Genomic DNA, 24,086 nt, shown 5'->3' on the forward strand with positions numbered 1-24,086 from the left:
GAGGACAGACATGTCCGACACGTCCTTGAACGGCAAGACCGTCGCCTTCCTCACCGCCCAGATCGGGGTGGAGAAGCCCGAGCTCGAGCAGCCGTGGCAGGCCGTCCTCGACGCCGGCGGGACTCCGGTCCACGTGGCACCCGAGGCCTCGACGGTGCAGTCCATGGTCGGAGACGTCGACAAGGACGCCACCTTCGAGGCCACCGTGGCCGTGGCCGACGCCTCGGCGGCCGACTACGACGCGCTCGTGCTGCCCGGTGGCACCGTGAACGCCGACAAGGTGCGTGCCGACGCCGACTCCGTCGCGCTCGTGAAGGCGTTCGTCGACGCGGGCAAGCCGATCGCGGCGATCTGCCACGCGCCCTGGATCCTCGTCGAGGCCGGCGTGCTGCCGGGCAAGACGCTCACGTCGTTCCCGTCGCTGACCACCGACGTCCGCAACGCGGGCGGCACGTGGGAGGACGCGGAGGTCGTGCACTGCCCGACGAACGGCTGGGACCTCGTCACCTCGCGCAACCCCGACGACCTGCCCGCGTTCGACGCGAAGCTCGTCGAGGTCTTCGCGGGCTGACGCCCCCGACGCCCACCCGGACAGCACCGAGGCGCCACCTGCTCCGTGGAGCGGGTGGCGCCTCGTCGTGCGGGTCGGTCGGGCCTCAGGAGCCGGGCCACTCCCCGGTGACCTTCTCGAAGGTGCGCGCGCCCTGGCGGTCGATGACGGCCTTGACGGCGGCGTAGATCGCCCCCTGGAGCACGGCGGCGAGCATGATCTCCTTGAACGGGTACTCGCTCTGCAGCGGACCGGGGACGTCGCCGCTGGCGTCCGTCGAGGGGCTCACCCGCTTCCAGACCTGCTTGAAGATCATGCTGGCGAACAGGCCGCCGAGGATGGAGCTCACGAGCCCGACGGGCCGGTAGAGGACCTTGGCGGAGGTGCTGGGCTTCTTCTGCGGGGCACTGGACGGCATGGTCCCGACGGTAGCCACGGACGCCTCGATCCGCATCACGACGCCCGTCCCCCCGATGCGGACGGGCGTCGCGGACCGGACGCGTCGCCGCCCCCTGGAGGAGGGCGACGACGCGGCCTCAGGAACGACCGTGTCCGGAGAGCACGGTCGGCCGGCGACGGTGTCCCGCCGTCGCCGGATGGGTGAGGGCGGCCTCGAGCGCGGCCGTGGCGACGACGCGGCGCACCTGGCGTCGGCGTCGCTCGATCTCGGACCTGCGGTGGGCAGGTGCGGCGATGCGCTCCACGGTGTCTCCTCTCGTCGTCGCATCCACTGTGTCGCGCCCGGACAGGACGATGCGAGGGTCGAGCGGCTCAACCGACGTGGGCCTGCGGGCCCACCCGGCGCACGGGAAGGAGCCGAAGGGGTCAGTCGGTGCTGACGCGCACGGCGAGCTTGCCGTGCACGTGACCCTCCTGGCTGCGGGCGAAGGCCGCGGGAAGCTCCTCGAGGGGGTAGGTGTCCTCCACCTCGATGCGCAGCGTGCCGTCGTCGACCAGCCCGACGAGCCGACCCAGGTCGTCGGCGTCGGGGCGCACCCACAACCAGGCGCCGCCGGCACCGAGCACGGCGTCGTCGGCGATGGAGGCGTGACGGCCGTCCTCCTCGAGCAGCGCCGTGGTCTGGTCCACGACGCCGCCGACGAGGTCGAGCACCACGGAGACGCCGTCGGGGGCGAGCCCGCGCACGGCCTCGACCAGGCCGTCGCCGTACTCGACCGGCTCCCCACCGAGCTCGCGGATGCGGTCGTGCTGGCTGCTGGACGCCGATCCGATCACCCGGGCGCGGAAGGCCCGCGCGGCCAGCTGCACCGCGAACGAGCCGACGCCTCCGCCGGCACCGTGCACGAGGACCGTGTCCTCCGGGCCGACCTCGAGCCGCTCGAGCGCCTGGAAGGCGGTCAGGCCGGCGAGCGGGAGCGACGCGGCCTCCTCCCACGACACGTCGACCGGCTTGCGGGCGGCGGCACGCACCGGGACCGTCGTGTACTCGGCGAAGGTCCCGCCGTGGACGTAGTCCTTGCGGTTGTAGGCCACGACCTCGTCGCCCACGGAGAACTCGGGCGTGTCGATGCCCACCTGGGCCACGACACCGGCGACGTCCCAGCCCGGGACCACGGGGAACCGGACGTCCATGAGGGCGTCGAGGCCACCGCTCATGAGCTTCCAGTCGACGGGGTTCACGGAGGCCGCTCGCACCTCCACGAGCAGCTCACCCGGTCCGACCTTGGGGGTCGGCTGGTCGGTGAGCTCGAGGACGTCGTCGTCTCCGTACTGGGCATAGGTCATGGCACGCATGTCATGGTCAACGGACCACGGCGGCGGACCATTCCATCCGCGCCCCGGAGGGAGTCGTGCCGCCTACCCTCGTCCCATGAGCACCCCGGACTTCATCCTCGCCCTTCGCGAGAAGATCGGGACCGACCCGCTGTGGCTCCCCGGCGTCACGGCGGTGACCACGCGCGGCGACGACGTCCTGCTCGTCCGCCGGGCCGACGACGGCACGTGGACACCGGTCACCGGCATCATCGACCCCGGCGAGGAGCCTGCCGACGCCGCGGTGCGGGAGACCCTCGAGGAGGCCGGCGTCGCGGCGGAGCCGGTGCGCGTCGCGCGCGTGGGGGTCACCGACGTCGTCGTCTACGCCAACGGCGACCGGACCCAGTACACGGACATCACCTTCGGCCTGCGGTGGGTCTCGGGCGAGCCGCACCCCGCCGACGGCGAGAACACCGAGGCGCGCTGGTTCGCCCTCGACGACCTGCCGGACATGACCGCCGACATGCGCGGTCGCGTGGCCGCCGCCCTCGAGGACGGTCCGACGACCTTCGGCTGGTCGGGGGCCTGAGCCTCAGGACTCGGCGGCCAGGGCGGTCGCGAAGCCGAGCATGACCACGCCCGTGCCGCCGTCGATGCCGCGCCGGAACCCCGGACGGGCGATCCGTGACGCGGCGGCGGACGCCCCGTGCACGACCACGAGCAGCACCACGGCGCCCACCGCCACGAGGGTCAGCGCATAGGCAGCGAGCACGGCCACGCCCTGGTCGCGGCCCACGAACTGCGGCAGCACCGCGAGGTTGAAGGCGAGCACCTTGGGATTCGTGATGTTGCAGACGAAGCCCTGGCGCACGGCGGTGCGACGCCGCACCTGGGCACGGCCCGAGCCGACGGCCCAGGCGCTCCCGTCGCGGCGCAGGGCCGAGCGCAGGGCCGTGACCCCGAGCCACGTGAGGTAGACGACCCCGGCCCACCGGATCGTGAGGAACACCGGCTCGGAGGCAGCGAGCACCGCACCCAGTCCCATCGCGGCGAGGAGTCCCTGGACCGCACCGGCGGCCGTGATGCCGGCGGCCGTGTACATCCCGCGCCGACGTCCGCCCACGACGCTGGCGCGCAGGGTCAGGAACGTGTCGGGTCCCGGCGCGACGGCGAGCAGCGCCGCGAACGCCAGGAAGGAGAGGTACGTGGCCACGGGAAGAGCGTAGGGCCCCGCGACCGTGGTCGTGACCGCTTCCGAGGGGGCTGAGGCCTGCGTCGACGCGACCCGGCTCACACCGGCCCCCGGAACGGTCGGGGCGGGCCGTTCGTCCCACCGCTCGTACCGTCCACACGACCTCGGGGGTCCCATGTCCACTCAGTCCACATCGACCCGGGCCACGTCCGGCCTCGCTCGCACGCTCGACCACCACCGGCCCGCCGTCGCCCGCGACGCCGGTCTGCTCCTCGGGCGGGTGGTCGTCGGCGTCGTCTTCGTCGTGCACGGCTGGCAGAAGTGGTCGGCCGGGATCGGTGGCACGCAGGACGGGTTCGCTCAGATGGGCGTGCCGCTGGCCGACGTCACCGCCGTGCTCCTGGCCACGCTCGAGGTGGCGGGCGGCGTCCTGCTCGTCGCCGGCGCACTGACCACGGTCGTGGCACCGCTGCTCGGCGTGGCCATGCTGGGCGCGGCCTGGTTCGCCCACCGCGACGCGTTCCTCGTCGCCGACGGTGGCGCCGAGTTCGTGATCGTGCTGGCGGCCGCGGCCTTCCTGCTGGCGCTCGTCGGGCCCGGACGCTGGAGCGTCGACGCCCTGCTCGCGCGCCCCCGCCCCGCCTGACTCCCGTCCCGCCTGACTCCCGCGGCGGCCTACGGTGGCCCATGGGCTGGTGGGACCGGCACGTGGTGCCACGGATCGTCGACCGCGCCTGCGGTGACGCGCAGCTCGACGACGTCCGCGTGCGGGTCGCCCGCGGGTTGCGCGGCCGTGTGCTCGAGATCGGCTTCGGTTCGGGCACCAGCTGTCGCTTCCTGCCCCCGGCGGTGGACGAGCTGCTGGCCGTCGAGCCCTCCGACGTGGCGTGGGAGCTGTCCGCCGGGCGGCGCGGCGACTGCTCGGCGGCGGTCCGGCGTGTGGGGATCGACGGATCCCGGGTCGACGTCGGGACCGGGTCGGTCGACGCGGTCCTGTTCGCGTTCACGCTCTGCACCGTCGAGGACCCGGCCGCCGTCCTGGCCGAGGCTCGTCGTGTGCTGCGCCCGGACGGCGCCCTGCACCTGGCCGAGCACGGGCTCGCTCCCGACGCGGGCGTCGTGCGCTGGCAGCGTCGGCTCGACGGCGTGCAGCAGCGGTCGTTCGGGGGCTGCCACCTGACGCGCGACCCCGTCGAGATACTCGAGCGCGCCGGGTTCGCGACGAACCGGCTCGACCAGGGCTACCTCCCGGTCCCGCCGATGGGACGCCCGTGGGCTTTCGTCACGACCGCCGTGGCCACGGCGACTACGGTGGGGGACGTCGACGACGAGGAGATGACATGAGCACGATCGTGGCGGGATATGTCCCGACCCCCGAGGGCGAGGCCGCGCTGGCGTGGGCCCTGGCCCAGGCCAAGAGGGACGGCTCGCGGGTGGTCGTGGTGGCCACGCCCGGCGCCGACACCGACGAGGCGATCTCCGAGGAGCAGCAGATCGACGCGCTCGAGTCGCGCCTGGCCGAGGACGGCGTGACCGGTGAGGTCGTGCACTTCCGCGGCGCCGGCGGGGCCGCCGACTCGATCCTCGACCACGCGAAGGCCGACGACGTCTCGCTCGTGGTCATCGGGCAGCGTCGCCGCTCCCCCGTGGGCAAGCTGGTGCTCGGCAGCACGTCCCAGCGCATCCTGCTCGAGGCCGACGCCCCGGTCGTGGCGGTCAAGGTCCCGCACTGAGACGACGCGGCCGTGGGTGACGGACCGGTGGAGGACGACCACTTCTTCGTGGTCAAGGGCCGGCGGTGGCGCCGTACCGACCCCTGCCTGCCCGACGACGTGGTCGAGGCGCTCACGTCGCACCTCGGCCGCGGCCGTTCCGGAGTCCGCGTGGCGAAGAAGGACGGTGACGACGAGGCCGTGGCCGCCGCGCGTCGTCGCGTCGGGCTCGCGAAGCACGGCCTCGGCGAGCGCGGCCCGCGCTGGTGGGAGGACGACCCCGACGCCCGTCGCGCCCGGGCCCGCGAGGCGCTGGAGCAGCTCGACGCACTCGACGACTGACGAGTGCGCCCGCTGCACGAGCGACGTCGTCGTGTGGCGCCCCCCGGCACCCGGTCCTAGCGTGACGCCATGAACAGCCCCACCCTCTGGTACGTGGCCGGACTCCTCTTCGTGGTCGCCGGCATCGTGAGCCTCGTGAGCGGGACCACGACCATCGCCCTGCTTCTCCTCGCCGCGGGCCTGCTGTCGCTGTCCGTCCCGAGCTACAACAACAGCCGCCGGCGGAAGTAGTCGATCACCGCCCACCCGGGCAACCGCCCTCGCGGAGAGCCTCAGCCGTCCAGCACGTCGCCGAAAGGCTCGGTGACGTCCGGTGCCGAGCGCCCGTGGACGGCCCCCCGGGCCCGCTCGCCACGTCAGCTCGCCGACGACCTCAGGAACGCTGGTGCCACTCGGAGTGCTCGGCCTGCGACTCGTAGGCGACGACCGCACCGCAGGTGAGGCAGGTGGGCATCCTGACCCCGCGCGTCGTCAGGCGGAAGCCCGCGAGAACTGCCACCCGATCGACGCCGAAGAAGGCGCTGGTCCGCGAGAAGACTCCCATGCCCGCCACGGTAGTTCAGCCCTCACCGCGCACGAGTCCGGTCTACTCGGGCCCCAGCGACGACCGAGCCCCGGCAGCAGTGCTGCCGGGGCTCGGTCGTTCGGTGTGCGCGAGGGGGGACTCCGTCGGTCGCTGAGCGACCTCCTCCTCAAATCCCCGACACCGCCGATGCACACCGAACGACCGGGCCCGTTCAACGATCGAGCCCCGGCAGCAGTGCTGCCGGGGCTCGGTCGTTCGGTGTGCGCGAGGGGGGATTTGAACCCCCACGCCCTTGCGGACACTGGCACCTGAAGCCAGCGCGTCTGCCGTTCCGCCACTCGCGCATGGTTCCCGGAGGAACCGATCGCCGAGTCTAACAGGAGGCGTGCGGGCCGATCGCCCGCGGGGCGCGGAGCACCCGCCCACCGTCGCCGTCATCGGTGGATCCTCGACTGCAGAGGCGCCGCCGGGGTCGAACATCCACCGATGGGGGCCGTCCCGAGGGCCTGATGCTGCGAATCCACCGATGACGGGGTGGAACGCGTTCGCGTGCGAGTTCGCGTGCTGCGGCCCTGCCGATACGATCGTCGGGACCACCGACGACACCCGCGACCCGACCGGCAGGAGCGACACCTGATGGCAGGAGTGCTGAGCCGCTTCGAGCAGCGACTCGAAGGCGCCGTCACCGGTGCGTTCGCCCGCGCGTTCCGCAGCGCCGTGCAGCCCGTCGAGATCGCCGCCGCCATCCAGCGCGAGGTCGACAACTCCGCCCACGTGCTGTCGCGCCAGCGGATGCTGGTCCCCAACGACTTCACGGTCGAGCTGTCCGCCGTCGACCACGAGCGGCTCTCTCCCTTCGGCGACACGCTCACCACGGAGCTGGCCACGCTCGTCCAGGAGCACGTGACCGAGCAGCGGTACACGTTGGCAGGCCCGCTCAGCATCCAACTGGTGATGGCGACCGAGCTCGGCACCGGCCGGTTCCGCGTCCGCAGCCGCACCAACGCGTCGGTCCGCCCCGTCGAGGGCCAGCGGATGACCGAGACCGCCGTCCGCAGCTCGCAGGTGGTGCTCGAGGTCAACGGCCTCAAGCACCCCCTCACCCCGCCCGGCGTGGTCGTCGGGCGCGGCAGCGAGGCCGACCTGCGCATCGACGACCCGGGCATCTCGCGCCGGCACGCCGACATCAAGGTCCACGAGTCCGGCGGCAACACGAGCGTCACGGTCACCGACCTGCAGTCCACCAACGGTGTCATCCTCAACGGGCAGCGCGTGCAGACCGCGTCGGTCCGCGACGGGTCCGAGATCCGCCTCGGCAACACCACCCTCACCATCCGCATCACGACGAGCGAGGCCTGATGTCGGACCTGACCCTCACCCTCATCAAGATCGGCTTCCTCGCCGTCCTGTGGCTGTTCGTCCTGTCGGCCGTCTCCGTCATCCGCTCCGACATCTTCGGCGCGAAGGCCCCCGCGGCCAAGGCCAAGCGCCAGCCCAAGGCCGCGGCGGCGCCCAAGCCGACCAAGGGCGGCAAGAAGCAGCGCACCCCGCGCGGCGCGCCCACCAAGCTGCAGGTCGTGTCGGGTCCCAACTCCGGCCAGAGCGTCCCCCTCGGCGAGGGCCCGGTGCTGCTCGGCCGCGGCACCGACGCCGCCATCCGCCTCGACGACGACTACGTGTCCACGCGCCACGCACGCTTCGCCACCAACGGCGAGCAGTGGTTCGTCGAGGACCTCGGCTCCACCAACGGCACCTACCTGGGCAGCCAGCGCATCACCTCACCCACGCCCGTCGGCCTCGGACTGCAGGTCCGCCTGGGCAAGACGATCGTCGAGCTGCGGAAGTAGGGCGATGACCTCCCTGACCTTGCGCTACGTCGCGCTGACCGACGTCGGCCTGCGCCGCTCGATGAACCAGGACTCCGGCTACGCGAGCGGCCGGCTCATCGCCGTCGCCGACGGCATGGGTGGCGCAGCGGCCGGCGACCTCGCCTCCGCCGAAGCCATGAACGTCATCCGCCAGCTCGACCGCGAGCTGCCCGACATCGACCCGCTCGAGGCCCTCGAGAAGGCCGTCGCCCACGCCAACCACCGACTTGGCGAGCTGGTGCAGGACGACCCCTCGGTCGAGGGCATGGGCACCACGCTCGAGGCCATGCTGTGGGACGGCGAGCGCTTCGCCACCGCCCACATCGGCGACTCCCGCGCCTACCTGCTGCGCGACGGCGAGCTCACCCAGATCAGCACCGACCACACCTTCGTGCAGAGCCTCGTGGAGGAGGGCAAGCTGACGCCCGAGGAGGCGCGTGTGCACCCGCACCGCTCGCTCCTGCTGCGCGTCATGCTCGGCCGCGACGACAACGAGGCCGACTTCGACTGGTTCGAGGGCCAGCTGGGCGACCGCTTCCTGCTGTGCAGCGACGGCCTGTCCGACATGGTCGACGACGCCACGATCGAGCGCCTCCTGTCCTCGGAGACCATCGACGCCGCCGCCTCCGAGCTGGTCCGCACGGCCCTCGAGAACGGTGGGTACGACAACGTCACGGTCGTCATCGGCGAGCTCGTGGAGGACGACGGGGAGCCCGACGAGAACCTGTCGTCGTCCGACGGCCAGCCGCAGCTGGTCGGCGCGGCGTCCGGCGGTCCGCGACCCCGGACCGGCCAGGCCTCCGGCGGCACCGGCAAGTCCCGCACCCGCGGCGAGGCCAAGCGCGAGCGTGAGCGTGAGCCCGACCCCGAGGAGCTGCGCTACGCACCGGTCCCGCCCAGCAAGTGGCGCTGGGTGCGTCGGCTCGTGGCGCTCGCCGTGGTCGTCGGGGCGATCGCCGCGGGTCTCTTCTACGCCTACCAGTGGACGCAGGACCAGTACTACGTGGCCGCGTCCGACGGCAAGGTCACGATCTACCGCGGTGTGCAGGCCGACATCCCGCTCGTCACGCTGCAGCGCGTCGACGAGGTCACCGACATCGAGCTCGACACCCTGCCGGCGTTCCGCGCCGAGCAGGTCGAGGGCGGGCTCGAGGCCGACAGCCGGGCCAACGCCGAGCAGATCGTCGAGAACCTGCGCGACCTCGCCGTCGTGCCCGAGCCCACTCCGTCGCCGTCCCCCACGCCCAGCGCGAGCGCCTCGGCCGACGACGAGCAGGGGGCCTAGGTCATGACCACCCCCACCCTCGTCCCGCGCAAGCGCCGCGGGGCCGAGCTGACGCTCACGCTGCTCGCCATCTGCATCGGCGTGGCTGCCTACTGCGCGGTCGGCCTCGGCTCGGAGGGACGCATCCCGGCGGGCGCCGTCAAGCTGGCCGGCTGCCTCGTGGTCGCCGCCATCGCGACCCACCTGTTCGTCCGCAAGGTCGCGCCCTACGCCGACCCCGTGCTCCTGCCGCTGGTCATCTGCCTCAACGGTCTCGGCCTGGCGATGATCTACCGCATCGACCTCGGCTGCGAGGACTTGTGCCTCGGTGGCAACTACGCGCCGCTCGCGAACTCCCAGCTCATCTGGTCGGCCCTCGGGATCGTCGCGTTCGCCGTGGTGCTGCTCGTGGTGCGCGACCACCGACGTCTGCAGGCCTACACGTACACCTTCGGCTTCCTCGCCCTGGCGCTGCTCGTCCTGCCCCTGCTGCCGGTGATCGGGCAGAACATCCGCGGCGCCCGCATCTGGATCAACCTCGGGCCGTTCAGCTTCCAGCCCGGCGAGGCCGCCAAGATCTGCCTGGCCATCTTCTTCGCCGGCTACCTGGTCGTGAAGCGCGACGCGCTCGCCCTCGCGGGACGCCGCTTCGCCGGCATCGACCTGCCCCGCGGCCGCGACCTCGGGCCCATCGGCGTCGGCTGGCTCATCAGCATCGGCATCCTCGTCTTCCAGCGCGACCTCGGCTCCTCGCTGCTCTTCTTCGGCCTCTTCGTGGTCATGCTCTACATCGCCACCGAGCGCCCCGGCTGGCTCGTGGTCGGCGGCGGGCTGTTCGTGGTCGGCGCCTACTTCGGCTACCTGGCGTTCGGTCACGTCCGGGTGCGCTTCGACGCCTGGCTCGACCCGTTCGCCGACCCCGACCGCAACGGCCAGATCATCAACGGCCTGTTCGGCATGGCCTACGGCGGCATCCTCGGCACGGGCTGGGGCCAGGGAAGTCCCCAGCTCACGCCGTTCTCGTTCTCGGACTTCATCGCGGCGGCCATGGGTGAGGAGCTCGGCCTCACCGGCCTCATGGCGATCCTGGTGATCTACGGGCTCGTGGTCGAGCGCGGCATGCGCATCGCCCTCACCTGCCGCGACGCGTTCGGCAAGCTCCTCGCGGCCGGCCTCGCCGTCTCGATGGCCCTGCAGATCTTCGTCGTCATCGGCGGCGTCACGCGGCTCATCCCGCTCACCGGCCTCACGACGCCGTTCATGGCCCAGGGCGGATCCTCGGTCGTCATGAACTGGGCCATCATCGCGCTGCTCCTGCGCATCAGCGACCAGACCCGGCGCCCCGCGCCCGAGGTGTCGCAGTTCGACCACGACGAGGAGACCCAGGTGGTGAAGCTGTCATGAACAAGCCCATCCGCAACCTCGCCGTGGCGTGCCTCGTGCTGTTCGCGGCGCTGCTCATCAACGTCAACGTGGTCCAGTTCGTGCAGGCCACGGACCTCAACGACCGCCAGGGCAACAAGCGCGTCATCGACGCCGACTTCTCGCGCGACCGCGGCGCCATCCTCGTCGGCGACGAGGCGATCGCCGAGAGCGAGCCGAGCGACGACCAGTACAAGTACCAGCGCACCTACCCGCAGGCCGAGCTGTACGCACCGCTCACCGGCTACTTCTCCTACCTGTACGGCAGCGAGAACCTCGAGCGGTCGCAGAACCGCGTGCTCTCGGGCAACGACAACCGGCTGTTCGTCAGCCGCGTGATCGACCTGTTCGCCAACAAGAAGCCCCAGGGCGGCAGCGTCGAGCTGACCATCGACCCCCAGGCGCAGAAGGTGGCCGCCAGCGGGCTCGAGGCCCTCGGCAAGGACACCAAGGGCGCCGTCGCCGCGCTCGACCCGAAGACGGGCGAGGTGCTCGCCATGGTCAGTCAGCCGTCCTACGACCCCAACGCCCTGGCCAGCCACGACTTCGGCGAGGTCGCCGACGCCATGGAGAAGCTGCAGGGCGACGACGACGACCCGCTCACCAACCGGGCCACCGAGCAGATCCTGCCCCCCGGCTCCACGTTCAAGCTGGTCACCGCCGCGGCTGCGCTCGACGAGCTGGGCCTGGAGCCCGACGACGACGTCAAGGGCGGCGCGCGCCTGTCGTTCCCCGGCATCGACTACACGCTGCCCAACGAGAACGGTGGCAACTGCGGCGGCGACGAGATCACCTTCGAGCGCGCCCTCCAGGTCTCCTGCAACGTCTCCTTCGGCGACCTCGCCGGCAAGATCGGCCAGGACAAGCTCGAGGAGCAGGCACGCAAGTTCGGCTTCGGCACCGACCCGATCGAGGGCCTGCGCAACAACGCCAGCCGCTTCACGGTCGAGGGCACCGACCTCGAGGCCCCGCAGCTCGCCCAGAGCGGCATCGGCCAGTTCGAGGTCGCGGCCACTCCGCTGCAGATGGCCATGGTCGGCGCCGGCATCGCCAACGACGGTGTCGTCATGAAGCCGCAGGTGGTCAAGACCGTGCGCTCGCCCAGCCTCCGGGTCATCGAGTCCCTCGAGCCCGAGGAGCTCAGCGAGGCCATGACCTCCGACAACGCCGCCAAGCTGCGCGACATGATGGTCGCGACGGTCGAGTCCGGGACGGCCACCTCGGCCCAGATCCCCGGCGTCGACGTCGGCGCCAAGACCGGGACGGCGCAGTCCACCGCGGACCGTCCCCCCTACGCCTGGTTCGTGGCCCTCGCCCCGGCCGACGACCCCAAGGTCGCCGTCGCCGTGGTCGTGGAGTCCTCGGACACCGCCCGCAACGAGATCGCCGGCGGACGTCTCGCCGGCCCCATCGCACGCTCCGTCATCGAGGCGGTGCTCGGTGAGTGACTTCGACCCCTCAGGGAGAGTGACACCATGACCGGTACCCCCGACGAGCCCATCCTGCTCGGCGAGCGCTACGAGCTCGGCGGACTGCTGGGGCGCGGCGGCATGGCCGACGTCCGCGTGGCCCGCGACCTGCGTCTCGGCCGCACCGTGGCGATCAAGCAGCTGCGGGCCGACCTGTCCTCCGACGACACCTTCCAGGCCCGCTTCCGGCGCGAGGCCCAGTCCGCGGCCGCCCTGAACCACCCGGCCGTCGTCGCCGTCTACGACACCGGCGACTCCACCGACAAGCACGGCAACCACATCCCGTACATCGTCATGGAGTACGTGGAGGGCCAGACGCTGCGCGAGATCCTGCGCGACGACCGCAAGATCCTGCCCGAGCGGGCGCTGTCGATCACCGCCGACGTGCTCAGCGCGCTCGACTACTCGCACCGGTCCGGCATCATCCACCGTGACATCAAGCCGGCCAACGTCATGCTGACGCCGTCGGGCCAGGTCAAGGTCATGGACTTCGGCATCGCCCGCGCGATCGCCGACTCCTCCAGCGCCATGACGCAGACCGCGGCCGTCATCGGCACCGCGCAGTACCTCTCCCCCGAGCAGGCGCGCGGCGAGACCGTCGACGCCCGCTCCGACATCTACTCCACCGGCTGCCTGCTCTACGAGCTGCTCACCGGGCGCCCGCCGTTCGTCGGCGACAGCCCCGTGTCGGTGGCGTACCAGCACGTCCGCGAGGAGGCCCGTCCTCCGTCGCAGCTGAACCCCGACGTGTCGCAGCCGGTCGACCACATCGTCGCCAAGGCCCTCGCCAAGCGCACCGACGACCGCTACCAGTCGGCCGCCGACATGCGCAAGGACCTCGAGCGCGCCATCGCCGGCCAGCACGTCGACGCTCCCACGCAGGCCACCTCGGCCATCCCGGCGGCCACCGCCGTGGCCCCTGCCGTCGCCGCCGCAGCCGCCACGGGCACCCAGCCCGCCGTGGCCGACGACGAGGAGGAGGAGAAGAAGAACAAGGCCCTGTGGTGGGCGCTCGGCATCCTCGCCGCGCTGATCATCGCCGGCCTCGCGTACTTCCTGCTCGCCGGCAACGACACCGAGGACCCGGCCCAGGTGCGCGTGCCCGACGTGGTCGGCCAGGACGCCGTGGCCGCCCAGCGCACCCTCGAGGGCGAGGGGTTCACCGTCACGACCGAGGAACGTCCCGACGCCGACGTCGAGAGCGGCAACGTCGTCTCCCAGACCCCCGAGGGCGACTCCATGGCCCCCGACGGCTCGGAGATCGAGCTGATCGTGTCGTCCGGACCCGAGCAGGTCCAGGTGCCCAACGTCGTCGGGCTGAACTACGACGAGGCCAAGGACGCCCTGGAGGGCGAGGGCCTGAAGGTCAAGAAGGAGGAACGGGCCTCCGACGAGTCCAAGGACACCGTCATCAACACCAACCCCCCGGCCGGCCAGAGCGTCGACGTCGGGGCCACCGTCACCGTGATCGTGTCCGAGGGCGAGGTCACCGTGCCCAACGTCATCGGCATGTCGCGCGACGAGGCACAGAAGGCGCTCGAGGACCTCGACCTCGAGGTCTCGGTCACCGAGGACCCGTCGTCGAGCGCCCCCGAGGACGAGGTGACCGGCCAGTCCACACCGGCCGGGCAGACCGTGCCGCCGGGGTCGTCGATCGAGATCACCGTGTCGAGCAACCCCGGCGACGACGGGGGCCCGGGCAACGGTGACGCCGACGCGAACGGCGAGGCCGACGCCGATGCCGGGGCCGACGGCGTGGCCGACGGGCTGGGCCAGTAGCCCGGGGTCAGGCCAGCGGGCGCGCGTGCTGCAGCGCGGTCGTGCCGGTGTAGGGACCGATCACGAGGTCGTCGCTCGACTCGACCTTCATGCCCAGTCGGTACTTGGTCACGTAGCGCTCGTAGTTGACGACCTCGGGCGACGTGCCGAGCGAGTACGTCATGCCCGGACGGTCGCCGATCGCCTCGACGACGTAGGGCGGGGAGTAGGGCCGGCCGTCGATGATGACCGTGCTGCCGACGCACACGATCGCCGTGGTGGACACCAGCCGCTGACCCTGCAGGCTCACCGCCTCGGCCCCACCGGCCCACAGCGCGTTCACGAACGCCTGGAGGTCCTGCTGGTGGACCACGAGGTAGTTGGGGTCGACCCCCGAGGTGGCGGCGCTGCGCGGTGCGTCGTCGAGCGTGACCCTGATGCCCGGCCCGCGGGCCGTGCTGAGTCCTGCGACGTCGCGCAGCGACCGCAGCTGTCGGGTCACCGCGTCGATGCCGCTGCTGCGGTCGGCGGCGTCGAGGACGTCGTCGATCTCGCGCTGCAGGTCGTCGGCCTGCTGCTGGCGCTGCTCCACCCGGAGCGTGCGGTCGGAGACGAGCGAGGCGATGTCGCCACCGGCCGGGCGCAGGTCCTCGCCGTCCGACGTCGCGTGGGCGGCGGCTGCGGTCAGGCCGGCCACCGAGCACACCAGCAGCACCGCCACCGACCAGCCCCGGCGGGACCGGACCTGCGACCGCGCACGCGACCCTGACATGCGTGTCCCTCTCCCCAGTCCGACGACGACCACGTCGGCGACTACGCTAGCCCAGAATGTCCCGTAGGCAGCCGAAAGAGATCCCCGTGGCCAAGAACAGCAACCCGAGCAAGGTCCGCACCCCCCGAGGTGGCTGGCTGCACCCGCTCGCCCTGCTGCTGCTCGTGGTGGCGATCGCGTGGGCGGTCGGCGCCTTCTTCACGGTCTCGGACCGCTCCTTCCCCAACGTCGGAGCGATCCCCGGCCTCTTCCGCCTGGGCGGCTGGAACTTCGCCGTCGCCGCCGTCCTCGCCTTCGCCGCGTCGTCCGTGGCCGCCCGCACCCGCCCGGAGCCCGAGCCGGGCGCGCCCACCGGAAACCGGTACGCCGCGCCGCTGATGATCGCCTCGGCCCTGGTCGGCCTGCTCTGGATCGTGGTCTTCTACGTCATCTCCGGCACCGACATCCAGATCCCGGTCTACTCCGACCTCGGCGACTGGAACATCGTCATCGGCATGGGGTTCATCGTCGCGGCCTTCGGGTTCGCGATGAAGTGGGAGTGACCTCCCCCAGGATCGCTACCGGAAGGTCACCTGGTCCGCGGGCACGTGCCCGTGCTCGTTGTAGGTGAGCAGCCGGGTGCCTCCACGCCCCACGATCAGGGTCGTGACCGACGCGTTCACGATCACCCGGTTGAGCGTGATGAACAATGACGCGTCGCCGGCCAGCAGGTGCGAGGCGACGAGCGCGATCGGTCCTCCGGACGTGAACACCGCCACCCGTCGTCCCGTCCCGGCCTCGGCCACGGCGGCGTCGAGGGCACGCAGCACGCGCTCGGAGAACTCGGCGAACGTCTCCACCGACGACGGCGCCCCGCTCACCCATGCACCCAGGGCAGCGTCGAGCTGCTGCTGGAAGGCGCGCAGGTCCGTCGTCGGGGTCACGTCCATGCCGGCGAGCGCCAGGTGGTCGTACTCGTTCCAGCCGGCGTCGACGTCGTACAGGTCGCCGTCGATCGCGTCGAGCGCGGCCACCGCGGTCTGGGCGTGCCGCTTCATGGACCCCGCCACCGACCAGTCGGGGCGGAAGCCCGACGCCTCCCACGCCATGCCGAGCCAGGAGCCCTGTCGGGTGCCGCGCTCGGACAGCTGGTCGTAGTCGTCGCTGCCGAAGGAGGCCTGGCCGTGCCGGATCAGATGGAGGGCGCCCACCTCGGAAGGCTAGCGGGTCGGCGGGCCGGGAGCCGCCCGGGTGACTTGCGCTGCGAAGTGGGCCCGGTGCGTCGAAGATGGAGGGATCATGAACGTCTGGACGACACGCCGGTGACCGCCCTGGAGACTGCACACGTCGAGTCGGGGCAGGACCTGGTGGTCCTGCTCGACGACGACGGCACGCCGACCGGCACGGCACCCCGGCTCTCGGTCCACGGCACCGAGACCCCGCTGCACCAGGCCTTCTCGCTGCACCTGTTCGACGACCAGGGCCGGGTGCTGCTCACCCGTCGTGCCCTGGGCAAGCTCACCTGGCCGGGGGTCTGGACCAACTCGTGCTGCGGGCATCCCCGACCGGGCGAGGCCCTGGAGGACGCCGTGCGCCGACGTCTGCGCGAGGAGCTGGGGGTCGAGGTGGACGACCTGCGGATCGTGCTGCCGGACTTCCGGTACCGCGCCGTCGACGCCAGCGGCGTGGTCGAGAACGAGATCTGCCCCGTCCTCGTGGGCCGGGTCCGCGGCAGCCTCGCACCCGACCCGGCGGAGGTGGGCGAGCACCTCTGGGTGCCCTGGTCCGACCTCGTGGCCGCCGCGAACGCCACCCCAGGCGTCTACAGCCCGTGGTCGGTGCTGCAGGTGCCGCAGCTCGACGCCCGCCGCTCCCGCCTCCCCCTGCGTGGCAGCGCACCCGCGGTCGGCTCGACGACGGGCACGGAGGCCGGCACGGTCACGGCCGTCGCCGATCTGCTCTCCGCCGAGCTGACGTGGGTGGAGTCGGTGTGGGACGCGCTGGTCCCTCCGGGCGGCGCGGGCCCGCTCGCGGGAGGTCCCGGCGACCTTCCCGCCTGGCTGCGCTCCCTCGTGCTCGGCGGCGGGAAGCGGCTGCGCCCGCGGATGTGCCACTGGGGCTTCGTGGCGGCGGGTGGCGAGATGGGCACGCCCGCCCACGAGGACGTGGTGCGCGCCGCGGCCGCCCTCGAGACGCTGCACCTGTTCGCCCTCGTGCACGACGACGTCATGGACCAGTCCGTCGAGCGCCGGGGTGCGGCGGCCGCCCACGTGGTCGCCGCGCGCCGTCACCGCGAGGTCGACGGCCACGGCGACCCCGACCGCTTCGGCCAGAACATCGCGATCCTGCTGGGCGACCTCGCGCACAGCGAGGCCGACCGGCTCGTCCACACGCTGCCCCTGGCGCTGCGCGACTACTGGTACGAGCTCAACCTCGAGCTGATCGTCGGCCAGCGGGCCGACCTCACGGGGGCCGCAGGGCGCCGCACCGACCTGGCCCACGCCGAGGCCGTGGCCGCGCTCAAGTCCGGCGCCTACACGATCGGCCGCCCGCTCCAGCTCGGCGCGCTCGCGGCCGGCGCCACCGCGGCGCAGCGTGACGCGCTCGAACGGTTCGGCTCGCACCTCGGGCGCGCGTTCGCCTGGCGTGACGACGTGCTCGGCGTGTGGGGCGACCCCGCCGTCACGGGCAAGCCGTCGGGCGACGACCTGCGCGAGGGCAAGACCACGCTCATCTGGGTGCTCGGCGCCGACCGGCTGACGGGTGAGGCCGCCGCCGCCATGGCACGCGTCGGCACCACCGACGCCCGCGACGGCGACGTCGCGCTGCTGCAGCAGGCCCTCGCCGACGCGGGCGTGCGGCAGGAGGTCGAGGACCGCATCCGGGCCGAGACCGACCGAGCCGAGCAGGTCCTGCTCGGCTCCCCGTTCACCGCGGAGGGTGTCGTCGGTCTGCGCGACATCGCCCGCACCATCTCCTGGAGGTCTGCATGAGCCACGTCGTCGTCGTCGGAGCGGGGCTGGCGGGCCTCGCCGCCGCCTGCCACCTGGTGGGCGACGGGCACCGCGTCACGGTGCTCGAGCGCGAGGACGTGCCCGGTGGTCGCGCCGGTCGACTGACCCGCGAGGGCTTCACGTTCGACACCGGCCCGACGGTGCTGACGATGCCCGACCTCATCGACCGGCCGCTGCGCGCAGCCGGCTCGAGCCTGGCCGAGCGGCTCGAGCTGAGCCTGCTCGACCCGGCGTACCGGGCCTTCTTCGCCGACGGCTCCACGCTGGAGGTCCGGCACGGACACGAGGCGATGCGCGCCGAGATCCACCGCGAGTGCGGCAGCGTCGACGCCGCAGCGTTCGACGAGTTCGTGGTGTGGCTCCGCAAGCTGTACCTGACCGAGATGCCGCACTTCATCGACCGCAACTTCGACCGTCCGACCGACCTGCTCTCCCGGCCCATGGCCGCCGCACGTCTGCTGGCGATGGGTGGGTTCACCCGGCTCGGGCCGATGATCCGGCGACGCTTCGCCGACGAGCGTCTGCACCGGTTGTTCTCGTTCCAGGCCATGTACGCGGGCCTCGCGCCGGACGACGCACTCTCGCTCTACGCCGTCATCACGTACATGGACTCGATCGAGGGCGTCTACTTCCCGAAGGGCGGCATGCGCGCCGTGCCGCAGGCCCTGGCCGACGCCGCCTCCGACGCCGGTGCGGACTTCCGCTACGGCACCACCGTCACCGCTCTCGTGCGCGACTCCGGGGGCCGCGTGCGTGGCGTGGCCACGGGCGAGGGGACCATCGCGGCCGACGCCGTCGTGTGCACCATCGACCTGCCGACGGCCTACGAGTGGCTGCTGCCCGAGCTCAAGCTCCCCCGCGCCGTCCGTGGCATCGGCGGACGCCTCGGTGGGGACTACTCGCCGTCGTGCGTCGTGTGGCACGTGGGCGTCAAGGGTCTGCCGCAGGGCAAGGCCCACCACAACATCCACTTCGGCCACGAGTGGGCGGGGGCGTTCGAGGACCTCATGAAGCGCGGCACCCTGATGCGAGACCCGTCGCGTCTCGTCACCATCCACTCCCTCGACGACGACGAGGCCGCGCCCGAGGGCGACAGCACGCTCTACGTGCTGGAGCCGACGCCCAACCTCGACGTCGGCCACATCGACTGGAAGGCCGAGCGCGAACCGATGAAGGAGCGCCTCATGGAGTTCCTCGAGGGTGCCGGCTACCCGACCGACGTCGTCGTCGACGAGTTGGTGACGCCCCTGGACTGGCACGAGCAGGGCATGGCCGCAGGGACCCCGTTCGCGCTGGCCCACACGTTCGCCCAGACCGGCCCGTTCCGCGCCGCCAACGTCGACAAGCGGGTCCCCGGCCTGGTGTTCGCCGGCTCCGGCACGGTCCCCGGCGTCGGCGTGCCGATGGTGCTCCCGTCAGGCCGCCTCGCCGCGGAGCGGGTCAACCAGCTCCTGCGCTGACCCTGCCCGCCAGCGCGTCCTTCCGTTTCGGACACGTCCGGGGCACTTCGAGCGGTCGGACTGCCCCGGAACTGTCCGAAACGGAGGGACGTGAGGGCGGGCGGGCGGAAGGAGGGGTGGTCGGTCAGCGGCCGAGGGTGGCGCGGGCCAGCTCGCGCCGGCCCGACCACGGCATGTGGCGGAACATGGTCCACATGGCGCCGGCCACGGCCGACGGTGGCGCGTCGCGCGACATGAAGGCACGCTGCTGGTGGGCCGGGAGGCGGCCGAAGCCGTCGAAGAGGGCGAGGGTGCCGTCCACGTCGAGGCGCAGCAGGGCCCGCAGACCTGCCTCGCGGAGCCCGTCGACCGGACGCACCGGATCGACCTGGTCCGGCACGCGCCCGGCCGCCAGGTCGTCGGCGAGGGAGCGACCTCGCAGCAGCGCGTGCGCCACCGAGTAGCCGGTGACGAGGTGCCCGCCGCGGCCGGCGACGCCGAGCGCGAGCGTGCCCGGCACCGGTGGTCGACCGCGGCCCCGCATCGGGATCCGCACGACCTCGCGGGCCAGCGGAGCGTCGACCACGGAGGGGTCCACACCGCGGGCCACCAGCCGACGCCGCAGCCGGTCCTGCAGCTCCTCGACGGCCATGCCGGGCGCGGCGGCCAGGCAGGTCTCCTCCAGCAGCACGGTCCCGTCGCCCAGGTCGAAGGCGTACAGGAACGTGGGGATCGCACCCGCGGGCGGCGCCCCGCCCGGCGCCCAGTCGGTGCGCCAGTCCATCAGCAGCGACTCCGCACCCTGCAGCGCCGGAGCCGCGACGTCGGCGGGGACGACGACGCCGAACGCGGTCTGCGCCGGCGCCGGGTCGTGGGCCACCCGCCCGTCGGGACGCGCGCCGCGGGCGTCGACGACGACCCTGGCCTGCCCCGCCAGCGCCGCGACCCCGGCGTCGTCGAGCCGGTCGCGGCGCACGTCGACCCCGTCGAGCGGCAGCGCGGCCTGCACCGCCGCGTTGTCGAGCACCACGTACGTGCGCGGCAGCCGGTGGACGGCGGTGGCCCGCACCTGTGGCGCCGCCGACCGGGCCCGCACGACCGTCGGCGGCAACCCGGACAGCTCGTCCTCCCACACGCCGTACGTGGGCGTCCAGACCGCGTCGGGCCGCGAATCGACGGCCAGCACGCGCAGACCGAGCGCCGCGCAGCGCGACGCGAGCGTGCGGCCGGCCGGACCGAGCCCGACGACCGCGACGTCAGCGGGACCGGTTGTCATGCGGCCCATCCTCCCGCACCTCAGTAGGCTGGGCTGCACCATGGCACGCCCCCTGCACCCCGACCCGCGGCTGGCCGAGGGCTACGCGCGGTGCGCCGAGCTGACGAGGCGCCACGGCACCACCTACTACTGGGGTGCGCGGCTGCTCCCCCGCGAGCAGCGGATCGACGTCTACACCGTCTACGCGCTGTGCCGGCTCGCCGACGACATCGTCGACGAGCCCGAGCGCGTCGACCCGGCCGTCCCTGGCCACGGCGAGGTCGACCCCGGGGTGCGGCTGCGGATGTTCGAGCAGCACTTCTGGGACTGCGTGGCCGCCGGCCGGTCCGACGAGCCCGTCATGGCCGCCGTCGTCGACAGCCTGCAGCGCCGTGGCACCGACCCCGAGTGCTTCGACCGATTCTTCCGCGCCATGGAGCTGGACCTGACCCGCACCACGTGGGAGACGTGGGAGGACCTGCGCGACGGCTACATGGAGGGCTCGGCCGCTGTCATCGGCGAGATGATGCTGCCCGTGCTGCAGCCCCTCACCCCGGCGGCGAAGGAACCGGCCCGCGCGCTCGGGCACGCGTTCCAGCTGACGAACTTCCTGCGCGACGTCGGCGAGGACCTCGACCGCGGGCGGGTCTACCTCCCCCAGGAGGACCTGAGGCGACACGGCGCCGACCCGTGGACGCGCCGGGTCACCCCCGCGTGGCGCTCGATGATGGCCGAGCAGGTGGAGCGCAACCGCGCGCTGTACCGCGAGGCGGCTCCCGGCGTGGCCATGCTGCCGAGGCCCGGGGCACGCTGCGTGGCCACCGCGCTGCGCATGTACTCGCGCATCCTCGACCTGGTCGAGGAAGCCGACTACGACGTCTTCTCGGGCCGCCTCCGGGTGAGGCCACGCACCAAGGTCGCGATCCTGGCCGACGTGCTGGTGCGCGGTCCGGGCCGCGGTCTGCCGCCCTCCCCGAGGGCCAGCCTCGCCCCCCGGAGCCAGTAGCCGGCGATCAGGTGGTCCCAGCCCAGCTCGGGCTCGGCCTCCAGCCGCGGCTCGAGCGCCAGCAGCCGCAGCAGCAGGGCGTCGGACTCCAGCAGGGCCAGCGGCTGCCCGGGACACTTGTGCTCGCCGTCGCCGAACGCCAGCACCGGGTCACCCACGCCTGCGGGCAGGGAGCGGCCGGAGCACAGGTCGAGCGGGGCGTCGCCCACCGCGCGGGGGTCGGCGTTGCCGGGGCGCACGCACACGTCGACGAGGTCACCGGGCTCGATCGTCCACGCGTCGTCGCCGTCGGTCACCGCGATCTCCTGCTGGGCCCGCCGGTACAGGTGCCCGACGACGGGCTCGAGCCGGATGATCTCGCCCAGGATCGCCAGCCGCTCGGACTCGGGCGCCACCAGGTAGCGGGCGCGCAGGGCGTCGTCGTCGAGCAGGTGCAGCGCGGCCATGACGATGAACTCGCGCGTGGTGACCATGCCCGCCGTGCCGTACGTGACGCACTCGACGAGGATGCTCGCCGTCGAGTACTCCTCGGCCAGCAGGTGGCTGATGATGTCCTCGCGCGGCTCGCGTCGCCTCGCCCGGACGGCGGGGCGCACGTCGGCCAGGAACAGCCGACCCACCGGGAGCAGCCCGCGGTAGGCGGCCTGCATCCACTGCCGGCGGGACCTGCCGAGGTCTCGGCGGGTGATGTCGAACGGCGGCTGGCTGAACATCGCCTCCAGCCGTCGCGCCATGCGCGGCACGGACGACTCGGTGAGCCCGACGACCTCGGCCGTGACCTCGACCGTGTACAGCAGCGCCAGCTCGTCGAGGGTGCACCCGCCGTCGGCGACGGCCTCGGCGAGCAGCCGGTCGGCCACGGAGTGCATGAGGTCGGTGTACCGCTCCGCCACGACGGTCGGTGCGAGGAAGCGCGCCACCTTGCGGCGCTGCTCGTCGTGCTTCGGGCCGTCGGAGACCAGGATCGGGTGGTGCTCGAGGTAGCCCTGCGGGATCGCCTCGGCCGTGAAGCCCGCCTGGGTCGTGGCGTGCCGGGCGCGCAGCACCTGACGCGCGGCCTCGAGCGACCGGATCCGCCAGACGGTGCTGACGCCGGGGCGGCCGCCGGCGTCGACCCGCTCCACGCGCAGGTCGCCCGTCTCGTGCCCCGCCTCGTCGGGCAGGACGGCGCGACGTCGCGACCGGGTGGCGTCGCTCATCGCGAGAGCGAGGGCAGCCGTGGGCGTCGGCGCAGCAGGCCGTCGAGCGGGACGGTCCACACGTCCTCGCCCCGCACGCCCCACCCCGCGAGCAGCTGGTTGGCCGCGAGCACGCCGGTGGTGGCGGCCCGCTCCATGAGCGCGATCGGCCAGTCGACCCGCAGCCCGTCGCCGGCGAGCACGAGCCCGGCGTAGGGGGTGTCGACGGTCAGGCGGTCGCGCCACGGTCCTGTGCCCACCAGTCCGCAGTCGTCCTCCACGAGCAGCTCCTCGTGCACGATCCCGAGCGTGCGGGTCTCGGGGTAGACGTCGTGCAGGGCGGTCAGGAGCCGCTGCCGCACCAGGGCGACGTCGAGACCTCCGGGGCCGTCGCCGGCCAGGTCTGCGTCACGCACGGGGTCGGTGGCGTAGGCGTGCAGCTCCACCACCGAGCCGCCGTGCCGGGCGGACCACTCGGCGGCCCCGCGCTCGAAGCGCTCCAGCACCGTGACGTTGTCGAGCAGGTCGTACCCGCTCGTGCCGAGGAACGCCTCCCGCTCCGCCGCGACCGTGCCGTCGAGCCACAGCCGCAGCACCGCGAAGGGCGGGGCGTTGCGGCCGGCGGCAGCGCGGCGGTGCCAGTCGCGACGTTCGTCGTCGTCGGCGGGCAGGGGGGCCACGAGCGTGCGCGTGGTGCGGGGGTCGGTCGCCAGCACCACGGCGTCGGCCCGCAGGGCCTCCTCCCCTGTGTGCACGAGCCAGCCGCTCCCGTCGGGTGCGACCCGGTCGGCCCGCGCGGCGGTGCGCACTCGCGCGCCCAGTCCCTCGAGGTAGCGGCCGAGCGGCGCCCAGAGCACGGCGTCGTAGTCGTCGTCGGGCACGTCGAAGAGCAGGCCCTCGGAGCTGCCGGTGAAGTAGGTGTGGAACATGCCGACCAGCTCACCGGCCCCGAACTCGGTGGGGTGGGCGAAGAACGATCGGGCGAAGACCTCCAGCGCGAGGTGCCGCGCCCCCTCGGGGAAGCGCAGCCGGTCGAGGAAGTCCTGGGCGGACTCGCCGTCGTAGCGCTCGTGGCTGGCCGGGTAGGAGGCGTCGACCAGCTCGAGGGCGCTCGGCACGTGGACCGACGGCAGGGCCGAGACGGGGAACGTGGGGCTGCGCAGCACGAAGGTCAGCAGGTTGAACGGCGGTGTGGCCGGCAGGGCCGCGAAGGAGTCGGTGAGCCCGTCGCCGCGGCGCAGCGGGTAGTCGGGCACCGGCACCAGGTGCGACAACGTGGGATCGACGCGGCGCAGCAGCGAGCGCAGCGTGTAGTACTGGCGGAAGAACGCGTGGAACCCGCGGCTCATCGTGCGCGAGCCGTCGGTTCCGCCGGATCCGGTGTCGCCGTCGTCGGCCAGCGGCCAGGCGCGCACCCGGCCACCCAGCTGGTCGCACGCCTCGAGCAGGGTCACCCGGGCGCCGCGCTCGGCCAGCACCACTGCGGCGCCGAGGCCGGCGATGCCGCCCCCGACCACCACGACGTGTCGGTCGTCGCCCAGCCGCGAGGAGCCGGGGGCAGCGCGGTGGAGCACGGCGTTCCGGTCGCGACCGGGCGGGACAGGACGTGAGGCCATCACGCGCG

26 protein-coding genes, 1 tRNA gene and 2 pseudogenes are annotated in these 24,086 nt (G+C 72.9%); 18 read left to right on the forward strand and 11 right to left on the reverse strand.

Annotation, left to right across the window (positions count from 1 at the left end; genetic code table 11):
* The first annotated feature begins 10 nt into the window (after positions 1–10).
* Entirely contained in the window at positions 11–571 is a 561-nt protein-coding gene (locus NBW76_RS01555) for a DJ-1/PfpI/YhbO family deglycase/protease (RefSeq protein WP_056557076.1), read from the forward strand.
* Between the two features lie 85 nt (positions 572–656).
* Here the strand turns inward: NBW76_RS01555 and NBW76_RS01560 are convergent, their stop codons facing one another.
* The 3 genes from NBW76_RS01560 to NBW76_RS01570 form a co-directional block, all read right to left on the reverse strand.
* Positions 657–968: a DUF4235 domain-containing protein gene (locus tag NBW76_RS01560; RefSeq protein WP_055966037.1), complete on the reverse strand. Its 312-nt coding sequence runs from the start codon at positions 966–968 to the stop codon at positions 657–659.
* A gap of 118 nt (positions 969–1,086) precedes the next feature.
* Positions 1,087–1,254: a hypothetical protein gene (locus tag NBW76_RS01565; RefSeq protein ID WP_156364910.1), complete on the reverse strand. Its 168-nt coding sequence runs from the start codon at positions 1,252–1,254 to the stop codon at positions 1,087–1,089.
* 121 nt (positions 1,255–1,375) lie between these two features.
* Entirely contained in the window at positions 1,376–2,296 is a 921-nt protein-coding gene (locus NBW76_RS01570) for an NADP-dependent oxidoreductase (protein WP_200914466.1), read from the reverse strand.
* Positions 2,297–2,381: 85 nt separating this feature from the next.
* On the opposite strand from NBW76_RS01570, the gene NBW76_RS01575 reads away from it, so the two are divergent.
* Positions 2,382–2,855 (forward strand): NUDIX domain-containing protein, encoded by a 474-nt coding sequence (locus NBW76_RS01575; protein ID WP_056557073.1) that lies wholly within the window; start codon positions 2,382–2,384, stop codon positions 2,853–2,855.
* A gap of 3 nt (positions 2,856–2,858) precedes the next feature.
* On the opposite strand, the gene NBW76_RS01580 is transcribed toward NBW76_RS01575, so the two are convergent.
* Complete coding sequence (locus NBW76_RS01580; RefSeq protein ID WP_055966039.1) at positions 2,859–3,479, reverse strand: LysE family translocator; 621 nt, start codon at positions 3,477–3,479, stop codon at positions 2,859–2,861.
* A 154-nt stretch (positions 3,480–3,633) separates the two neighbouring features.
* Between NBW76_RS01580 and NBW76_RS01585 the strand changes: the two genes are divergently transcribed.
* The 5 genes from NBW76_RS01585 to NBW76_RS01605 all read left to right on the forward strand — a co-directional run bounded on the left by NBW76_RS01585 (position 3,634) and on the right by NBW76_RS01605 (position 5,743).
* Positions 3,634–4,104: a DoxX family protein gene (locus NBW76_RS01585; RefSeq protein WP_082480630.1), complete on the forward strand. Its 471-nt coding sequence runs from the start codon at positions 3,634–3,636 to the stop codon at positions 4,102–4,104.
* A 41-nt stretch (positions 4,105–4,145) separates the two neighbouring features.
* Entirely contained in the window at positions 4,146–4,802 is a 657-nt protein-coding gene (locus NBW76_RS01590) for a class I SAM-dependent methyltransferase (RefSeq protein WP_056557071.1), read from the forward strand.
* The gene (locus NBW76_RS01595) at positions 4,799–5,191 is read left to right on the forward strand and encodes a universal stress protein (protein ID WP_055961890.1); all 393 of its coding nucleotides are present in this window, start codon (positions 4,799–4,801) and stop codon (positions 5,189–5,191) included. Before NBW76_RS01590 ends, NBW76_RS01595 begins: the two co-directional genes overlap by 4 nt.
* Positions 5,192–5,203: 12 nt before the next feature.
* Complete coding sequence (locus NBW76_RS01600; RefSeq protein ID WP_056557068.1) at positions 5,204–5,512, forward strand: hypothetical protein; 309 nt, start codon at positions 5,204–5,206, stop codon at positions 5,510–5,512.
* 69 nt (positions 5,513–5,581) lie between these two features.
* Positions 5,582–5,743 (forward strand): hypothetical protein, encoded by a 162-nt coding sequence (locus tag NBW76_RS01605; protein WP_156364909.1) that lies wholly within the window; start codon positions 5,582–5,584, stop codon positions 5,741–5,743.
* Between the two features lie 142 nt (positions 5,744–5,885).
* On the opposite strand, the gene NBW76_RS01610 is transcribed toward NBW76_RS01605, so the two are convergent.
* Together NBW76_RS01610 and NBW76_RS01615 are read right to left on the reverse strand one after the other, a co-directional pair.
* A complete protein-coding gene (locus tag NBW76_RS01610; RefSeq protein ID WP_156364908.1) occupies positions 5,886–6,056 on the reverse strand; it encodes a hypothetical protein in 171 nt (56 codons plus the stop codon).
* A gap of 243 nt (positions 6,057–6,299) precedes the next feature.
* Positions 6,300–6,382: transfer RNA gene (locus NBW76_RS01615), tRNA-Leu, on the reverse strand.
* Positions 6,383–6,674: 292 nt separating this feature from the next.
* Here NBW76_RS01615 and NBW76_RS01620 point away from each other — a divergent pair.
* Genes NBW76_RS01620 through pknB form a run of 6 tightly spaced genes read left to right on the forward strand, consistent with a single transcriptional unit; the run spans position 6,675 to position 13,840 of the window.
* Positions 6,675–7,397, forward strand: a complete 723-nt coding sequence (locus NBW76_RS01620; protein WP_055962086.1) for a DUF3662 and FHA domain-containing protein — start codon at positions 6,675–6,677, stop codon at positions 7,395–7,397.
* On the forward strand, positions 7,397–7,885 hold the full coding sequence (locus NBW76_RS01625) for an FHA domain-containing protein (protein WP_055962090.1): 489 nt from the start codon (positions 7,397–7,399) through the stop codon (positions 7,883–7,885). The genes NBW76_RS01620 and NBW76_RS01625 overlap by 1 nt, the downstream gene beginning before the upstream one ends.
* 4 nt (positions 7,886–7,889) lie before the next feature.
* Positions 7,890–9,191 (forward strand): PP2C family serine/threonine-protein phosphatase, encoded by a 1,302-nt coding sequence (locus NBW76_RS01630; RefSeq protein WP_082482080.1) that lies wholly within the window; start codon positions 7,890–7,892, stop codon positions 9,189–9,191.
* A gap of 3 nt (positions 9,192–9,194) precedes the next feature.
* Complete coding sequence (locus NBW76_RS01635) at positions 9,195–10,574, forward strand: FtsW/RodA/SpoVE family cell cycle protein (protein WP_055962094.1); 1,380 nt, start codon at positions 9,195–9,197, stop codon at positions 10,572–10,574.
* Positions 10,571–12,040: a penicillin-binding protein 2 gene (locus NBW76_RS01640; RefSeq protein WP_055962097.1), complete on the forward strand. Its 1,470-nt coding sequence runs from the start codon at positions 10,571–10,573 to the stop codon at positions 12,038–12,040. Before NBW76_RS01635 ends, NBW76_RS01640 begins: the two co-directional genes overlap by 4 nt.
* A gap of 27 nt (positions 12,041–12,067) precedes the next feature.
* Complete coding sequence (gene pknB, locus NBW76_RS01645; RefSeq protein ID WP_056557067.1) at positions 12,068–13,840, forward strand: Stk1 family PASTA domain-containing Ser/Thr kinase; 1,773 nt, start codon at positions 12,068–12,070, stop codon at positions 13,838–13,840.
* A gap of 7 nt (positions 13,841–13,847) precedes the next feature.
* On the opposite strand, the gene NBW76_RS01650 is transcribed toward pknB, so the two are convergent.
* A complete protein-coding gene (locus NBW76_RS01650; protein ID WP_056557064.1) occupies positions 13,848–14,591 on the reverse strand; it encodes a DUF881 domain-containing protein in 744 nt (247 codons plus the stop codon).
* Positions 14,592–14,647: 56 nt separating this feature from the next.
* Between NBW76_RS01650 and NBW76_RS01655 the strand changes: the two genes are divergently transcribed.
* Positions 14,648–15,133, forward strand: a complete 486-nt coding sequence (locus NBW76_RS01655; protein ID WP_082480632.1) for a cell division protein CrgA — start codon at positions 14,648–14,650, stop codon at positions 15,131–15,133.
* Positions 15,134–15,148: 15 nt separating this feature from the next.
* On the opposite strand, the gene NBW76_RS01660 is transcribed toward NBW76_RS01655, so the two are convergent.
* Positions 15,149–15,781 (reverse strand): histidine phosphatase family protein, encoded by a 633-nt coding sequence (locus NBW76_RS01660; protein WP_055962107.1) that lies wholly within the window; start codon positions 15,779–15,781, stop codon positions 15,149–15,151.
* Here NBW76_RS01660 and idi point away from each other — a divergent pair.
* The 3 genes and pseudogenes from idi to crtI all read left to right on the forward strand — a co-directional run.
* Positions 15,767–16,429, forward strand: a pseudogene (gene idi, locus NBW76_RS16910) (isopentenyl-diphosphate Delta-isomerase); the annotation flags it as partial. The gene NBW76_RS01660 and the pseudogene idi overlap by 15 nt on opposite strands.
* The gene (locus tag NBW76_RS01665) at positions 16,409–17,563 is read left to right on the forward strand and encodes a polyprenyl synthetase family protein (protein WP_369815042.1); all 1,155 of its coding nucleotides are present in this window, start codon (positions 16,409–16,411) and stop codon (positions 17,561–17,563) included. The pseudogene idi and the gene NBW76_RS01665, both read left to right, overlap by 21 nt.
* Positions 17,560–19,044 carry a phytoene desaturase family protein gene (crtI, locus tag NBW76_RS01670; RefSeq protein ID WP_056557063.1) on the forward strand — a complete coding sequence of 495 codons (1,485 nt, stop codon included), beginning with the start codon at positions 17,560–17,562 and terminating at the stop codon, positions 19,042–19,044. The genes NBW76_RS01665 and crtI overlap by 4 nt, the downstream gene beginning before the upstream one ends.
* Before the next feature lie 124 nt (positions 19,045–19,168).
* Here the strand turns inward: crtI and NBW76_RS01675 are convergent, their stop codons facing one another.
* Positions 19,169–20,299, reverse strand: a complete 1,131-nt coding sequence (locus tag NBW76_RS01675; RefSeq protein ID WP_056557061.1) for a lycopene cyclase family protein — start codon at positions 20,297–20,299, stop codon at positions 19,169–19,171.
* Between the two features lie 40 nt (positions 20,300–20,339).
* Here NBW76_RS01675 and NBW76_RS01680 point away from each other — a divergent pair, with 40 nt between their 5' ends.
* Positions 20,340–21,284 (forward strand): phytoene/squalene synthase family protein, encoded by a 945-nt coding sequence (locus NBW76_RS01680; RefSeq protein WP_082482078.1) that lies wholly within the window; start codon positions 20,340–20,342, stop codon positions 21,282–21,284.
* Between the two features lie 71 nt (positions 21,285–21,355).
* Here the strand turns inward: NBW76_RS01680 and NBW76_RS16915 are convergent.
* Together NBW76_RS16915 and NBW76_RS01690 are read right to left on the reverse strand one after the other, a co-directional pair.
* Positions 21,356–22,483: pseudogene (locus tag NBW76_RS16915) on the reverse strand (cytochrome P450); the annotation flags it as partial.
* Positions 22,480–24,078, reverse strand: coding sequence for an FAD-dependent oxidoreductase (locus NBW76_RS01690; protein ID WP_056557053.1), 1,599 nt, complete (start codon positions 24,076–24,078; stop codon positions 22,480–22,482). The pseudogene NBW76_RS16915 and the gene NBW76_RS01690, both read right to left, overlap by 4 nt.
* Positions 24,079–24,086 lie beyond the last annotated feature (8 nt).

The organism is Aeromicrobium sp. Leaf245 (genome assembly GCF_942548115.1).
Taxonomy (GTDB): Bacteria; Actinomycetota; Actinomycetes; order Propionibacteriales; family Nocardioidaceae; genus Aeromicrobium.